Origin of the sequence: Xanthomonas sp. NCPPB 3582 (assembly GCF_041475735.2) — a bacterium.
In the GTDB taxonomy this organism is placed as follows: domain Bacteria; phylum Pseudomonadota; class Gammaproteobacteria; order Xanthomonadales; family Xanthomonadaceae; genus Xanthomonas; species Xanthomonas codiaei.
The window spans coordinates 1,672,916-1,686,091 of the sequence record NZ_CM192968.1; the positions used below are offsets into that span (position 1 = coordinate 1,672,916).

A 13,176-nucleotide genomic window follows, 5' to 3' on the forward strand; every position below is an offset into this window, starting at 1 on the left:
GAACAACGCCAGGCTTCGCGCGTGCCCTCATCCGCCCCTTCGGGGCACCTTCTCCCGGCGGGAGAAGGGAGCTGCAACGGCGCAGAGAACTGAAGGGTCCAATACTTACCCGAGCAGCGTCCGCACCTTCTTCAGGGCAGCAACAAACCGCTCGATCTCGTCGTGGGTGTTGTAGAACGCCAGCGATGCGCGGCAGGTGGCGGCCACGTCGTAGTACTGCAGCAGCGGATGCGCACAGTGCTGGCCGGAGCGGATGGCCACGCCTTCCAGGTCGAGCAGGGTGGCCAGGTCGTGCGCGTGGGCGCCTTCGACCAGGAACGACACCACCGCCGCCTTGTCCGGCGTGGTGCCGAAGATGCGCAGGCCGTCGATGCGCTGGAGCTCCTCGGTGAAGTGCGCCAGCAGTTCCGCCTCGCGCGCTTCCACATGCGCAAGACCCAGGGTGTCCAGATAGTCCACTGCCGCACCCAGGCCCACGAAGCCGGCGATATTGGGCGTGCCGGCTTCGAACTTGTGCGGGGCCTCGTTGAACACGGTGCCCTCGAAGCTGACTTCCTTGATCATCTCGCCGCCGCCTAAAAATGGCGGCATCGCCTGTAGGTGCTCCCGGCGCGCCCACAGCGCACCGGTGCCGGTGGGGCCGCACATCTTGTGGCCGGTGATGGCGTAGAAGTCGCAGCCGATCGCGGCCACGTCGATGCGCCGGTGCGGCGCCGCCTGCGAACCGTCCACCACGGTGACGATGCCGCGCTTGCGTGCGTCGCGGCAGATCTCGCGCACCGGATTCACCGTGCCCAATACGTTGGACACATGGGTGACGGCCAGCAGCTTGACCTCGGGCGTCATCGCCTTGCGCAGGGCGTCCAGATCCAGCGCGCCATCGGGGGTGATCTCGGCCACGCGGATGCTGGCGCCGGTACGCTGGGCCACCAGCTGCCACGGCACGATGTTGGCGTGGTGCTCCATGCGCGAGACCAGGATCACATCGCCCGGGCCCAGCCGCGGCAGCGCCCACGAATAGGCCACCAGGTTGATCGCGAACGTGGTGCCGCTGCACAGCACCAGCTCGTCGGCGCGCACGTTGAGAAAGCGCGCCAGCTTGCTGCGCGCGCCTTCGAACGCATCGGTTGCTTCGGTTCCCAGCGCATGCACTGCACGGCTGACGTTGGCGTTCTGCCGACGATAGAACTCGTCGGTAGCCGCAATCACCTGGAGCGGCTTCTGCCCGGTGTTGGCATTGTCGAAATAGATCAGCGGCTTGCCGTGCACCTGCCGCATCAGCAGCGGGAAATCGGAGCGCACGCGGTCCCAATCTGGCGCCGCGTGCTGCGGAACGGCCGGCATGCTCATGCCACGCCCGCCGAATTCAAGGCGCGGTCCAGCTGCAGCGCCAGCACCGCGGTCAGCGCGTCCGGCAGTCCTCGCAACGGCTCGTGGCAGAACGCGGCGCTCAGCAAGCGCTGCGCCTGCGCCTGCGGCAAGCCGCGCGAGCGCAGGTAGAACAAGGCGTTGTCGTCGAGCTGGCCGACGGTGGCGCCATGCGCGGCCTGCACTTCATCGGCGTCGATCACCAGCACCGGCTGGGTATCGATTTCGGCATTGGACGAGAGCAGCAGGTTCTTGTTGGACAGCCGCGCATCGGTGCCGTCGGCGCCGGGACGGATGCGGATGCCGCCATGGAAGACCACGCGGCTGCGATCGGCACCCACGCCGCGCCATAGCAGCTCACAGGCGGTATCGCGGGCGATGTGTTCGATGCCCAGGCGCGTGTCGACATGGCGGCGGCCATTACCCAGCAGCACGCCGTTGGCGGTGAGCCGGGCATTGCTGCCTTCCAGTCGCACGTTGAGTTCGTGCCGCGACAGGCCGGCGCCCAGTTCCAGATCCACGCGCTGGTAGCGCGCATCGCGCGCGAGCACCGCATCGGTGCGCAGCAGCGAGGTGGCCTGCGCGCTGTCGGCCTGCACGCGTGCGTGCGACAACACCGCGTTCTGCGCCAGGTGCACGTGCATCAGGCTGTTGGCCAGGTGCGCCGCATCGCCGACATGCAGGTGATGCTCGACCACGTTCAACGACGCGCCGGCACGCAACGCGATCAAATGCCGGTGATGCCAGGCCAGATCGTGTTCGCCGGCCACGCTGACGAACACCAGGTGCAGCGGCAGCGCGACCTGCGCGCCATCCTGCACCTGTACCAGCACGCCTTCGTCGGCCAGTGCGGCATTGAGGCGGGCGAAGATCTCGTCGCTGCCGTCGAAGCGCCGGCCAAGCAGTTGCTGCGCCTGGCCGTTCTCGGCCAGGGACGCGGACAAGGTGTCCAGTTGCACACCGTCGGGCAAGCTAGACAGATCGCTCAGCGCCTGCGATGGCCGCCCGTTGACGAATACCAGGCGCGGCGAGGGAATCTCGTCCAGCGCGGCGGCGTCGACCAGCGTCGGCACCAGCGGCGCGGGCTGGAAGCTGCGCCGCTCCAGCTGCCGCAGCGAGGTGTATTTCCAGGCTTCGGCACGCGGGCCGGGCAGGCCGCTGTGCAGGGCCGCATCGAGTTCGACGCGTCGGCTGTCGTCGCCGCAGAAGCCGCGCGCCAGGGAATCGAGCAAGGCGCTCATCAGGCGGCAACCTCGGGCACCACACGGTCCTTCAGGAAGTGGTAGCCGTGCTTTTCCAGCTCCAGCGCCAGCTCCGGGCCGCCGCTCTGCACGATGCGGCCTTCGGCCAGCACGTGCACCACGTCCGGCTTGATGTAATCGAGCAAACGCTGGTAGTGGGTGATCACCAGGAACGAGCGCTCCGGCGAGCGCAAGGCGTTGACGCCATCGGCCACGCTCTTGAGCGCATCGATGTCCAGGCCCGAATCGGTCTCGTCCAGGATGGCGAGCTTGGGTTCGAGCACGGCCAGCTGGAAGATCTCGTTGCGCTTCTTTTCGCCGCCGGAGAAACCTTCGTTGACGCCACGGTGCAGCAGCTCGTCCTTCAGATGCAGCACGGCCAGCTTCTGCCGCACCAGCTTGAGGAACTGCATCGAATCCAGCTCGTCTTCGCCGCGCGCCTTGCGCTGTGCATTGAGCGCGGCGCGCAGGAAATAGGTGTTGTTGACGCCGGGGATTTCCACCGGGTACTGGAAGGCCAGGAACAGGCCGGCGGCGGCGCGCTCTTCCGGCGGCAGGTCGAGCAGATCCTTGCCGTCGAACTGCACGCTGCCTTCGCCGACCTCATAGCCATCGCGCCCGGCCAGCACATTGCCCAGCGTGGACTTGCCGGCACCGTTGGGGCCCATGATGGCGTGCACCTGGCCGGGTTGGATATCCAGCGACAGGCCCTTGAGGATGTCTTTGCCGGCGATGCTGGCGTGGAGGTTGGTGATCTTGAGCATGGGGATTGGGGATTCGAAATTTGGGATTGGTAAAAGCGGGTCAGCCGGTCGGCATCGGTGCGGGGTTCTGCGAATCCCCAATCCCTAATGCCGACTCTCGAAGGCAGCGTCAGCCGACGCTGCCTTCCAGCGAGACTTCCAGCAGCTTCTTGGCTTCCACGGCGAACTCCATCGGCAGTTCGCGGAAGACCTGCTTGCAGAAGCCGTCGACGATCAGCGACACCGCATCTTCCTGGCTGATGCCGCGCGCGCGGCAGTAGAACAGCTGGTCGTCGCTGATCTTGGAGGTGGTGGCCTCGTGCTCGACGGTGGCGCCCGGGTTCTTCACCTCGATATAGGGGAAGGTATGCGCGCCGCATTGCTTGCCGATCAACAGCGAATCGCACTGGGTGTAGTTGCGCGCGCCATCGGCATTACGGTCCACCTTGACCAGGCCGCGGTAGGTGTTCTGGCCGCGCCCGGCGCTGATGCCCTTGCTGACGATCTTGCTTTTGGTGCGCTTGCCGATGTGGATCATCTTGGTGCCGGTATCGGCCTGCTGGCGGTGGTGGGTGAGTGCCACCGAATGGAATTCGCCCACCGAATCGTCGCCGAGCAGCACGCACGAGGGATACTTCCAGGTGATCGCCGAGCCGGTTTCGACCTGGGTCCAGGTCACCTTGCTGCGCGCGCCACGGCATTCGGCGCGCTTGGTGACGAAGTTGTAGATGCCGCCGCGGCCTTCCTCGTCGCCCGGGTACCAGTTCTGCACCGTGGAGTACTTGATCTCGGCATCTTCCAGCGTCACCAGCTCCACCACGGCGGCGTGCAGCTGGTTCTCATCGCGCATCGGCGCGGTGCAGCCTTCCAGATACGATACATAGGCCTTGTCCTCGCACACGATCAAGGTGCGCTCGAACTGCCCGGTATGGCCGGCATTGATGCGGAAGTAGGTGCTCAGTTCCATCGGGCAGCGCACGCCCTTGGGGATGAACACGAAGCTGCCATCGGAGAACACCGCCGAGTTGAGCGCGGCGAAGTAGTTGTCGCCGACCGGCACCACGCTGCCCAGGTACTGCCGGACGATCTCCGGATGCTCCTTGATGGCCTCGGACATCGAGCAGAAGATCACGCCCTTTTCGGCCAGTTCCTTGCGGAATGTGGTGCCGACCGAGACCGAATCGAACACCGCATCCACCGCCACCCCGGCCAGCTTGGCGCGCTCGTGCAGCGGCACGCCGAGCTTGTCGTAGGTGTCGAGCAGCTCCTTGGGCACCTCGTCGAGCGAAGCGTACTTCGGGCCCTTGGGTGCGGAGTAATAGCTCAGCGCCTGGAAATCGATCGGTGCGATCTGCAGCTTCGCCCACTCCGGCATCGGCATCTTCAGCCAATGGCGGTAAGCGTCCAGGCGCCAGTCGGTCATCCACTGCGGCTCGTCTTTCTTGGCCGACAGCGCACGGATGACATCTTCGTCCAGGCCGGGCGGGAGCGAATCGGATTCGATCTCGGTAACGAAGCCGGCGTCGTAACGCCGGCCCAGCCGTTCGAGGATCTGCGCATTCTGCGGAGGAGCAAGTTCGGTGGCCATCGGGCTGCCTACAGGTCAGGTGGTCGCGACACGCGCGGCGATGGAACGCCGGCGGCTGTCGCCAGGGAGGGAGAGGGGCTGCAGCATCTGCGCCAGCGTCACGCGGCGCAGGGCATCGCCCACCACGTCGTTGATCAGGCGCCAGTTGGAGCGCACGCCGCAGGTGTGGGCGATGCCGCACTGGCTGTGGTCCTGGCTGCATTCGGTGATCGCCAGCGGGCCTTCCATCGCCTCGACGATCTCCACCAGGGTGATGTCGCTGGCTGCGCGCGCGAGCCGGTACCCACCATGCACGCCACGCAGGCCTTCGACCAGCCCGGCCTGCGACAGCGGCTTGAGGATCTTGCTCACGGTCGGCGCTTCCAGGCCGGCCTGCTCGGCCAGCTCGCTGGCACTGAGCACCTGTTCGCTGCGCGCGGCCAGCACGGTCAGCACCACGGTGGCGTAATCGGTGAGTTTGGTGACGCGCAACATGGGCGGGCGGGCAAATCCGAAAGCGGACCGAAATTGTACTCTTTTGGGCGCGACAGGGCCAATCGCCCGGTTCAGCCGCCGGCAAGGGCCAGCCGTTGCCGACAATGGCGCGCTTGTGCTTGGCGCATCGGCGCGCTGCAGTCACAATGGGCGGCCCCCTCACCGGACCCTTACATGTCGCGCAAAGTTGCCGCCCGCAAGTCACGTATCCACGGCAATGGCATGTTCGCCCTCGCCCCGCTCCGCAAGGGCGAGCGCATCATCCAGTACAAGGGGCGCCTGCGCACGCATGCCGAGGTGGACGCCGACGACACCGGCGATGTGGAAAGCGGGCATACCTTTCTGTTTACGCTCAGCGACGATTACGTGCTGGATGCGAACTACGAAGGCAATGTCGCGCGCTGGATCAACCACAGCTGCAATCCCAATTGCGAAGCGGTGATCGAGGAGGCCGAGGGCGACGACCGCAGCAAGGACAAGATCTTCATCGAGGCCAAGCGCGCCATCAAGCCCGGCGAAGAACTCACCTACAACTACGGCATCACCCTGAGCGAACGGCATACGCCGCGTCTGAAGAAGATCTGGGAATGCCGTTGCGGCTCGAAGAACTGCACCGGCACGATGCTGCAGCCCAAGCGCTGAGCATGTGCAGGCGCGTTGCGCGCTGACGCGACGCAGACATCGGTTCACGGATGCGCAACGCCGCGCTGCCTACGGTGCGTGCTTCTTTCAGTGAGGAGCCCCGCATGTCGTATTCGCTTTCTGGCAAGACCGTCGCCGTGCTGGCCACCGACGGCTTCGAACAATCCGAACTGCAGGAACCCAAGCGCCTGCTGGAATCCTGGGGCGCCAAGGTCGAGGTGATCGCGCCGGGCGATGCGGCCAAGATCCGCGCCTGGAATCACACCGATTGGGGTGATTCGGTGGCGGTGGACCGTCGGCTGGACAAGGCGACGGCGCAAGACTACGACGCCCTGGTACTCCCCGGCGGCGTGCTCAATCCCGACACCTTGCGCACCGACCAGCAGGCGATCGGCTTCATTCGTGCATTCGCCGCGGCGAACAAGCCGGTTGCCGCGATTTGCCACGGGCCGTGGCTGTTGCTCGAAAGCGACCTGGTTCGCGACCGCAACGTCACGTCGTGGCCGTCGGTCAAGACCGATCTGAGCAACGCCGGCGCACGTTGGCAGGACGCGGAAGTGGTGGTGGACGGCCAGCTGATCACCAGCCGCAAGCCTGACGATATTCCTGCCTTCAGTGCTGCGGTCGCAAAGGCGCTGGCAGCCTAACTGCGCATCCGATGAGGGAAGGCCCGGCGCTGTCGCGTCGGGCCTTCGTGCAGGCGCTGATTGCCTCGCACCTGGGGGGCTGCCTGATGCACCTGTGATGCGAGCGGGCTATTTCCCAGATAGCGCCGCTGCCGGTACCAGTTGCTCGATGTTCTGGTTGAAGTTGACGGCCACGCGTCCGTTCTGGATTCCCACCGACTCCACCTGCACCGCGCCCATGGCGGCAGCGATCGCCGGGTCGATGCGGTAGATCGGCTCCTTGCGCGCATAGTCGGCCAGCCAGGTATTGAGCAACTGCCGGGTGCTGTGGTCGAGCTTTGCGCCGGCATTGGCCGGGCGGAAATCGTCGATGCTGGGTTGGTCCAGATAGAAGCCTTGCTTGGCAGCGTCGTAGCGCAGCGCGCTGGTCAAGGTGACATTGCCCACTGGCGCCGGCGCAGCGCCGGCGGTGGCAACCGCCAGGTCGAAGGCCATCTTCATCCGGTCGCCCGGCGGCAGCGACAGCGCCGGGTTGCTGACGGTCATTTCGATCAGGCCGCCGAGCGCGTCATGCGTCTGCGGGAAGCGGCCACCCAGATACTGCTGCAGATCGCTGGCCTGCACGCTGATCTGGTGTCCCTGGATCTGAGGCGCCGCCCAGGCGCCGCTGGCAGGCAATCCCAAGGCGAGGGCGAGCGCGGATCCGGCAAGCGAACGCAGTTTCATCGAGTGACTCCGGCTACAGGTGAGACAACCTTAGCCAGCGTCGGTGAACCACGGGTTAGCGCAATACCGGCTGCAGCGTGGCCGAGTAGATCTCCCAGGTGTCGCTGCCTGCGCGCGGCTGCAGGCGATAAGCGCCAACCAGCTGCTGCGTGCCCGATGCGCCGCGCACGATGATGCGTACCGGCACTTCGATCCGCCGCTGCGGATTGTCCGGGTCCAGCAGGACCGGTGGGTCGTTGTTGATGCGCATCGACTGGATGCCGGTCATCGCGCGCAGCACGGCGTCGTCAGGCACCGGTGGCGGACGCCCACCTGTCCACAGTGCATCGGCATCGGCACGTGCGGCGCCGGGCAGGGCGCCCAGATAGCGTTGCACGGTGGCGCTTGCTTCGGCCAGATCGATACGCGCTTGCGCAGCAGCGGGCGAATCGGCCGTGGCAGGCGAAGATGCGTCGCGATCGGCTGCACCAGTCGATGGTGGCGGCGCGGTGGCGGTGGACGCGGGTGTTGTCGCGTCGATCGCGCGATCTGCGGTGCGTTGACAGCTGCAACCGACCAATGCGGCCAGCGATATGGCAATGGCGATCCAGCGCATGGCACCTCTCCGTCCGCGAAGCGCGCAGTGTAACGGCGCCAGCAGCCAGCTGTGCGCTCAGGGCGCGGGATGCACGCGCTGCAGGCGCTCGAGCAGCACCTGCAGCCTGGGCCGCAAGGCGTCCAGCGCATCGCTGGGCCGTGCGCGTGGGCGTGCGGCCAGGTCTTCCAGTAACTGCGAGCCGACCGTCAGTGCAGCGCACTCGTCGCTGCTGAGGTCGCGACGCAGGTGCAGTTCTTCGAGCAGGCGCATCCAGTCGGCGCGCGAGCGCTGTTCGAACTCGATGGTGCAACGGTCGTCGCAGGGGCGGCCGTCGTTCTCGATGGGCGTGACCGTAATGCGATAGCGTTTTCGGGACATGGTGGTCGCGTCACTTCAGGATAGGGCCACCATAGGCGCAGCCCGCGACGCGCTCGATAGGGCGGGCCATGACGCAGTGTTCCAGCGTGCTCAGTCGACCGGAGAAGCCGCGCTCTTGCGTAACAACGGCAGCGGATCGTACGCACCGTTGCGCCCGTACACACCATAGTGCAGGTGCGGCGGCGTGCCGCGCGCGTTGCCGGTGGTGCCAACCATCCCCAACGGCGTGCCGGGCTCGACCACGTCACCAACGGCCAGGCCTGCCGCCCAGGCGTCCAGGTGCGCGTAATAGTGTCGCTCCATCGCCGGGCCGAGTACCCAGACCTGCTTGCCGCCCAGGCCACGATCGCGAATGGCGCTGACCACGCCGCGTGTCGATGCCACCACCGGAGTGCCACGCGGCGCGAAGATGTCGACCCCGGCATGCGTACGGTCGCGTCCCCGCGGCGCGCCGAAGGTATCGGCGATCTGCCGGGCACGCACGTTGTGCACCGGCACCCGCAGCGCTTGCGGCGGCGGCATCCGTGACAACTCCCAGCTGGTGCGTAGGCGTTCGGCCATCGGCGACTGCCAGGCCCAGCGCACTGCCACGCCCAAGGCGCACAGCAGGGCGATCGACACCAGCAGCCGGCGCACACGTCGGGCAGGGCTGCGGGGGGAGAGTGCGGTCATCGGGGACTCGGGTGCGAACTCGCTGCCATGGTAGGCAAGCGGCGATGAGTGCGATGTGGTGTGTCCAATCGCACCGCTTGCAAGACGGCAGGGAAACACAAAAAAAGACGGCCCGCAGGCCGTCTCGATGACACCGGATGCAGGCGCGATTACAGCGCTGCGTCCTTCAGCCGCTTCATCGCGCGCACCTTGATCTTGCAGGTTGCGGGCTTGGCGGCAAAGATCTGCTCTTCCTTGGTGAAAGGGTTGATGCCCTTGCGCTTCGGCTTGGCCGGCACGTTGACCGAGGTGATCTTGAGCATGCCCGGCAGGGTGAAGCTGCCAGCGCCCTTCTTGCTCAGCGACGCATGTGCGGTGGCTTCCAGCGAAGCCAGCACGGCGCGGACGTCCTTCGGAGCCAGCTGGGTGGATTCGGCGATGTGCGCGACCAGGCCGGTCTTGCTCAGGGCTTCCTTGATCGGCTTCGGCGCGGCGGTCTTGGTAGCGGCCTTGGCCGGCTTCGCGGTCTTGGTGGCGGCGACCTTTTTCACTGCCTTCTTGGGGGCAGCCTTCTTAGCGGCGGTTTTTGCCATGGGTTATGCGTTCCGTATTCGTTGGTGGTGTTGGGTCTGCCGACCCGGTCGGCAACGCGAAATGTAGGGCAACTGCTGCGCGCCGCCAATAGGTAAACGATGAAACCGCCGAAAAAAAGCGTCTTTCGACCGGGATTCGTTCACCGGCGGCGCAGAACGCGGACAAAACAGCGTGCCCAACACGTACGACGCGCAGGTCTGCCTCGCATCTGCCGCAAAGCAGCAGGCGGGTTGCGCGAGCAGGCGCGCGCTCGCACAGATACCCTCAGCCCGTGGCGCGATGTCGGTGCACGCATTGGTGGGCGATGGCAACGCCGCGCCAGGACGTTGTCGGCGCGACAGTGCCTGGCATCGATTGCACTGTCCGCATGCGAGCTTTGCATGGAGGCGCTGCAGTGCGGCGGCGGCACTGCGCCAGTGCGCTGCACCCCCGCATCGCCGCGCGGTTTTGCTTGCAGGTGTGCGCTCGACCGATGCTTGGTCCGGGACTGCGTAGTGCTGCCCGTCTGCATCGACCGTCGGCCTTGCAGCCGGCACAGCTCGCCTAATCGTTGGCAGCCGACAGGCTGCGGCCGCGTTCGGTGGCTGCGGCAATCGCCTGCGCGGTCAACGCTTCGAAACCGCCGGCCTGGAATGTCTCGATGGCCGCCTGGGTGGTGCCGTTGGGCGAGGTCACCCGATGGCGCAGCACTTCGGGCGACTCGCCCGATTCGGTGAGCATGCGCGCCGCGCCCAGCAGGGTCTGCAGCACCAGCGTGCGGGCGCTGTCGGCCGGCAGCCCTTGCGCCCGTGCCGCCGCTTCCATCGCTTCGGCCAGCAGAAACACATAGGCCGGTCCGCTGCCGGAGACGGCGGTCACCGCGTCCATCTGGGTTTCCTCCTCGATCCACACGGTGACGCCGGCACTCTGCAGCAACCGACTGGCCTGCGCGCGCTGGGTCGTGGAGACGCGCCCAGTGGCGTACAACCCGGTGACGCCGGCACCGAGCAGGGCAGGGGTATTGGGCATCGCGCGGACCACGGCCACATCGCCGCCGCACCAACGCTGCAGCTGCGTTGCGGTGATGCCGGCCGCGATCGACAGCAGTAGCGGCTGCCGGGCTTGAGCGAGATCGGCCAGCTGCGTGCACACCGCAGGCATGACCTGCGGCTTGACCGCCAGCACCCAGATGTCCGCTCCGTCGGCAGCCTGGCGCGCGTCATCCAGCGTCTCCACGCCGAAGTCGCGCGACAGTGACGCACGTAGTTCGGCCACCGGCTCGGCGACGCGGATGCCTGCAGCCGGCACGCCCTGCCGGATCAGCCCGGCGATCAGGCTGCGCGCCATGTTGCCTCCGCCGATGAAGGCGATGGATCCGGCATTGGCGGACGATGCAGACGCAGGGGGCAGGGTCATCGGTGACTCCAGTAGACAGGAATGGATAGTGCCGGCACGCAGCGCGGATCAGGCGGATGCCTCGGGCGAGGACATGCGCGCGCCGAACAGTGCCGTGCCCACCCGCACCATGGTGGCACCGGCCGCGATCGCTTCGGCGAAATCCGCGCTCATGCCCATCGACAAGGTGTCCACCTGCGCGAAGCGCTGCTTCAGTTGTTGGAACAGCCCCTGCATGCGGCTAAACGCTTGTGCGCGCCGCGCCGCTTCGGGAAACGGTGCAGGGATGGCCATCAGTCCGCGCAGGCGCAGCGTCGGCTGCAGTGCGATGGCGTCGGCCAGCGCGTCGATCGTCTCCGGCGCGCAACCGTGTTTGCTGTCCTCATCGTCGATATTGACCTGGATCAGCACATTCAGTGGTGCGCGATCGTTGGGGCGATGGCGCGCCAGCAACGGGATCAGTTTGGGGCGGTCCACTGTCTGCACCCAGTCGAAGCACCGGCTGGCCAGCTCGGCCTTGTTGGATTGCAGGTGGCCGATCAGGTGCCATTCCAGCTGCAATGCGCGGAGCGCGGCGACCTTGGTCTCGGCTTCCTGTACGTAGTTTTCGCCAAATGCGCGCTGTCCCTGCGCGGCCAGCGCGGCGATGGCCTCGGCAGGCTTGGTCTTGGAGACTGCGAGCAGGCGGACCTCGCTACGGGCATGCTGGGCTGCCGCGGCCTGGATGGCATCGAGAATCTGCTGCAGCGACGAAACCGGCACGGGAATATCCAAAGGACGGGGACGCTAGTGTGCCGCTGCCGGTGGCTGGCTTCCAGCGCACAGCGGCAGGCGGCGTATATAGAAGAAGGAGGCGGACGTGCACGCAGGCGTATCGGGCGGCAGGTCGGCGCGCATGTGCGGCGGTTGCCGGGCGCGGTTGGCGCTACCTGCGTCCGGATGCGGGCAGGGGCCGTGCCGCTCATGCCCGAAAAACAACGCCTTCAGTCCTGCACGGGTCTGCCGGCCTGAACCGGCGGCCGGCCGCTTCCCGCGCGCTGCCAGAACGCTATACTGCCGGCCGGGGAGTACCTTCCAATCGCAGCCTAGGGGAAAAGCAGCGCATGGATATCGCTGAACTATTGGCGTTTTCTGTCAAGAACAAGGCATCGGACCTGCACCTGTCTGCAGGGCTGCCGCCGATGATCCGTGTCGATGGCGATGTCCGTCGCATCAATATTCCGGCGCTGGACCACAAGCAGGTGCACGCGCTGGTATACGACATCATGTCGGACAAGCAGCGCCGCGACTACGAAGAATTCCTCGAGGTCGATTTCTCGTTCGAGATTCCCTCGCTGGCACGTTTCCGCGTCAATGCGTTCAACCAGAACCGCGGTGCCGGTGCGGTGTTCCGTACCATTCCCTCCGAAGTGCTGACGCTGGAAGACCTGGGCTGCCCGCCGATCTTCCGCCAGCTGATCGACCAGCCGCAGGGGCTGATCCTGGTGACCGGCCCGACCGGGTCGGGCAAGTCGACCACCCTGGCCGGCATGATCGATTACATCAACAAGAACGAATACGGCCATATCCTCACCGTCGAGGATCCGATCGAGTTCGTGCACACCTCGCAGAAGTGCCTGATCAACCAGCGCGAAGTGCACCGCGACACGCACGGCTTCAACGAGGCGCTGCGTTCGGCACTGCGCGAAGACCCGGACATCATCCTGGTCGGCGAATTGCGCGACCTGGAGACCATCCGCCTGGCGCTGACCGCCGCGGAAACCGGCCACCTGGTGTTCGGCACCCTGCACACCAGCTCGGCGGCCAAGACCATCGACCGCATCATCGACGTGTTCCCGGCCGGCGAAAAGCCGATGGTGCGCTCGATGCCGTCCGAATCGCTGCGCGCGGTGATTTCGCAGGCGCTGCTGAAAAAAGTCGGCGGCGGACGCACGGCGGCGTGGGAGATCATGGTCGGCACCCCGGCCATCCGCAACCTGATCCGCGAGGACAAGGTGGCGCAGATGTATTCGGCGATCCAGACCGGCCAGCAATACGGCATGCAGACCCTGGACCAGCATCTGCAGGACCTGGTCAAGCGCAGCCTGATCACGCGCAACCAGGCGCGCGAATACGCCAAGGACAAGCGGATATTCGAGTAGCCGGGATTCGGGATTGGAGAATCGCAACGGCGACTCCCATTCCAGACCCCGCT

The 13,176-nt window shown here is 66.2% G+C and carries 15 protein-coding genes; 3 read left to right on the top strand and 12 right to left on the bottom strand.

Translation table 11 applies throughout. From position 1 onward, the window contains the following. Window positions 1–105: 105 nt before the first annotated feature. The 5 genes from ACCQ05_RS07045 to ACCQ05_RS07065 form a co-directional block, all read right to left on the bottom strand. Window positions 106–1,350 (bottom strand): cysteine desulfurase, encoded by a 1,245-nt coding sequence (locus tag ACCQ05_RS07045; RefSeq protein WP_372393342.1) that lies wholly within the window; start codon window positions 1,348–1,350, stop codon window positions 106–108. Then, window positions 1,347–2,609: a Fe-S cluster assembly protein SufD gene (gene sufD, locus ACCQ05_RS07050; protein WP_372393343.1), complete on the bottom strand. Its 1,263-nt coding sequence runs from the start codon at window positions 2,607–2,609 to the stop codon at window positions 1,347–1,349. Before sufD ends, ACCQ05_RS07045 begins: the two co-directional genes overlap by 4 nt. Next, window positions 2,609–3,373, bottom strand: coding sequence for a Fe-S cluster assembly ATPase SufC (sufC, locus tag ACCQ05_RS07055; protein ID WP_372393344.1), 765 nt, complete (start codon window positions 3,371–3,373; stop codon window positions 2,609–2,611). The genes sufD and sufC overlap by 1 nt, the downstream gene beginning before the upstream one ends. Window positions 3,374–3,482: 109 nt before the next feature. Further along, window positions 3,483–4,940, bottom strand: coding sequence for a Fe-S cluster assembly protein SufB (gene sufB, locus ACCQ05_RS07060; RefSeq protein WP_228962838.1), 1,458 nt, complete (start codon window positions 4,938–4,940; stop codon window positions 3,483–3,485). A 15-nt stretch (window positions 4,941–4,955) separates the two neighbouring features. After that, complete coding sequence (locus ACCQ05_RS07065; protein ID WP_104603997.1) at window positions 4,956–5,414, bottom strand: SUF system Fe-S cluster assembly regulator; 459 nt, start codon at window positions 5,412–5,414, stop codon at window positions 4,956–4,958. Between the two features lie 174 nt (window positions 5,415–5,588). Between ACCQ05_RS07065 and ACCQ05_RS07070 the strand changes: the two genes are divergently transcribed. Both ACCQ05_RS07070 and ACCQ05_RS07075 read left to right on the top strand, forming a co-directional pair. Beyond that, window positions 5,589–6,056, top strand: coding sequence for an SET domain-containing protein (locus ACCQ05_RS07070; protein ID WP_104543498.1), 468 nt, complete (start codon window positions 5,589–5,591; stop codon window positions 6,054–6,056). Between the two features lie 104 nt (window positions 6,057–6,160). Further along, on the top strand, window positions 6,161–6,703 hold the full coding sequence (locus ACCQ05_RS07075) for a type 1 glutamine amidotransferase domain-containing protein (RefSeq protein WP_104543500.1): 543 nt from the start codon (window positions 6,161–6,163) through the stop codon (window positions 6,701–6,703). 108 nt (window positions 6,704–6,811) lie between these two features. Here the strand turns inward: ACCQ05_RS07075 and ACCQ05_RS07080 are convergent, their stop codons facing one another. The 7 genes from ACCQ05_RS07080 to ACCQ05_RS07110 all read right to left on the bottom strand — a co-directional run bounded on the left by ACCQ05_RS07080 (window position 6,812) and on the right by ACCQ05_RS07110 (window position 11,744). Then, window positions 6,812–7,408 carry a DUF1439 domain-containing protein gene (locus ACCQ05_RS07080; RefSeq protein ID WP_372393345.1) on the bottom strand — a complete coding sequence of 199 codons (597 nt, stop codon included), beginning with the start codon at window positions 7,406–7,408 and terminating at the stop codon, window positions 6,812–6,814. Between the two features lie 55 nt (window positions 7,409–7,463). Next, window positions 7,464–7,811 (bottom strand): hypothetical protein, encoded by a 348-nt coding sequence (locus tag ACCQ05_RS07085; protein WP_104543573.1) that lies wholly within the window; start codon window positions 7,809–7,811, stop codon window positions 7,464–7,466. Window positions 7,812–8,060: 249 nt separating this feature from the next. Then, window positions 8,061–8,363 carry a DUF3861 domain-containing protein gene (locus ACCQ05_RS07090; protein ID WP_372393346.1) on the bottom strand — a complete coding sequence of 101 codons (303 nt, stop codon included), beginning with the start codon at window positions 8,361–8,363 and terminating at the stop codon, window positions 8,061–8,063. A gap of 90 nt (window positions 8,364–8,453) precedes the next feature. Further along, window positions 8,454–9,035 (bottom strand): M23 family metallopeptidase, encoded by a 582-nt coding sequence (locus tag ACCQ05_RS07095; RefSeq protein WP_372393347.1) that lies wholly within the window; start codon window positions 9,033–9,035, stop codon window positions 8,454–8,456. A gap of 149 nt (window positions 9,036–9,184) precedes the next feature. Beyond that, on the bottom strand, window positions 9,185–9,607 hold the full coding sequence (locus ACCQ05_RS07100; protein ID WP_104543508.1) for an HU family DNA-binding protein: 423 nt from the start codon (window positions 9,605–9,607) through the stop codon (window positions 9,185–9,187). Window positions 9,608–10,151: 544 nt separating this feature from the next. After that, window positions 10,152–11,003, bottom strand: coding sequence for a pyrroline-5-carboxylate reductase (gene proC, locus ACCQ05_RS07105; protein ID WP_372393348.1), 852 nt, complete (start codon window positions 11,001–11,003; stop codon window positions 10,152–10,154). A gap of 48 nt (window positions 11,004–11,051) precedes the next feature. After that, on the bottom strand, window positions 11,052–11,744 hold the full coding sequence (locus ACCQ05_RS07110; protein WP_228962842.1) for a YggS family pyridoxal phosphate-dependent enzyme: 693 nt from the start codon (window positions 11,742–11,744) through the stop codon (window positions 11,052–11,054). Between the two features lie 341 nt (window positions 11,745–12,085). Between ACCQ05_RS07110 and ACCQ05_RS07115 the strand changes: the two genes are divergently transcribed. Continuing rightward, entirely contained in the window at window positions 12,086–13,123 is a 1,038-nt protein-coding gene (locus ACCQ05_RS07115; RefSeq protein WP_372393349.1) for a type IV pilus twitching motility protein PilT, read from the top strand. The last annotated feature ends 53 nt before the right edge of the window (window positions 13,124–13,176 follow it).

What these genes read in the sequence shown, in the direction of transcription:
- ACCQ05_RS07075 (WP_104543500.1), top strand. Translation starts at nt 6,161, where the DNA reads ATGTCGTATTCGCTTTCTGGCAAGACCGTCGCCGTGCTGGCCACCGAC.
- ACCQ05_RS07100 (WP_104543508.1), bottom strand. Translation starts at nt 9,607, where the DNA reads ATGGCAAAAACCGCCGCTAAGAAGGCTGCCCCCAAGAAGGCAGTGAAA.
- ACCQ05_RS07080 (WP_372393345.1), bottom strand. Translation starts at nt 7,408, where the DNA reads ATGAAACTGCGTTCGCTTGCCGGATCCGCGCTCGCCCTCGCCTTGGGA.
- ACCQ05_RS07090 (WP_372393346.1), bottom strand. Translation starts at nt 8,363, where the DNA reads ATGTCCCGAAAACGCTATCGCATTACGGTCACGCCCATCGAGAACGAC.
- sufD (WP_372393343.1), bottom strand. Translation starts at nt 2,609, where the DNA reads ATGAGCGCCTTGCTCGATTCCCTGGCGCGCGGCTTCTGCGGCGACGAC.
- sufB (WP_228962838.1), bottom strand. Translation starts at nt 4,940, where the DNA reads ATGGCCACCGAACTTGCTCCTCCGCAGAATGCGCAGATCCTCGAACGG.
- proC (WP_372393348.1), bottom strand. Translation starts at nt 11,003, where the DNA reads ATGACCCTGCCCCCTGCGTCTGCATCGTCCGCCAATGCCGGATCCATC.
- ACCQ05_RS07095 (WP_372393347.1), bottom strand. Translation starts at nt 9,035, where the DNA reads ATGACCGCACTCTCCCCCCGCAGCCCTGCCCGACGTGTGCGCCGGCTG.
- ACCQ05_RS07065 (WP_104603997.1), bottom strand. Translation starts at nt 5,414, where the DNA reads ATGTTGCGCGTCACCAAACTCACCGATTACGCCACCGTGGTGCTGACC.
- ACCQ05_RS07115 (WP_372393349.1), top strand. Translation starts at nt 12,086, where the DNA reads ATGGATATCGCTGAACTATTGGCGTTTTCTGTCAAGAACAAGGCATCG.
- ACCQ05_RS07045 (WP_372393342.1), bottom strand. Translation starts at nt 1,350, where the DNA reads ATGAGCATGCCGGCCGTTCCGCAGCACGCGGCGCCAGATTGGGACCGC.
- ACCQ05_RS07070 (WP_104543498.1), top strand. Translation starts at nt 5,589, where the DNA reads ATGTCGCGCAAAGTTGCCGCCCGCAAGTCACGTATCCACGGCAATGGC.
- sufC (WP_372393344.1), bottom strand. Translation starts at nt 3,373, where the DNA reads ATGCTCAAGATCACCAACCTCCACGCCAGCATCGCCGGCAAAGACATC.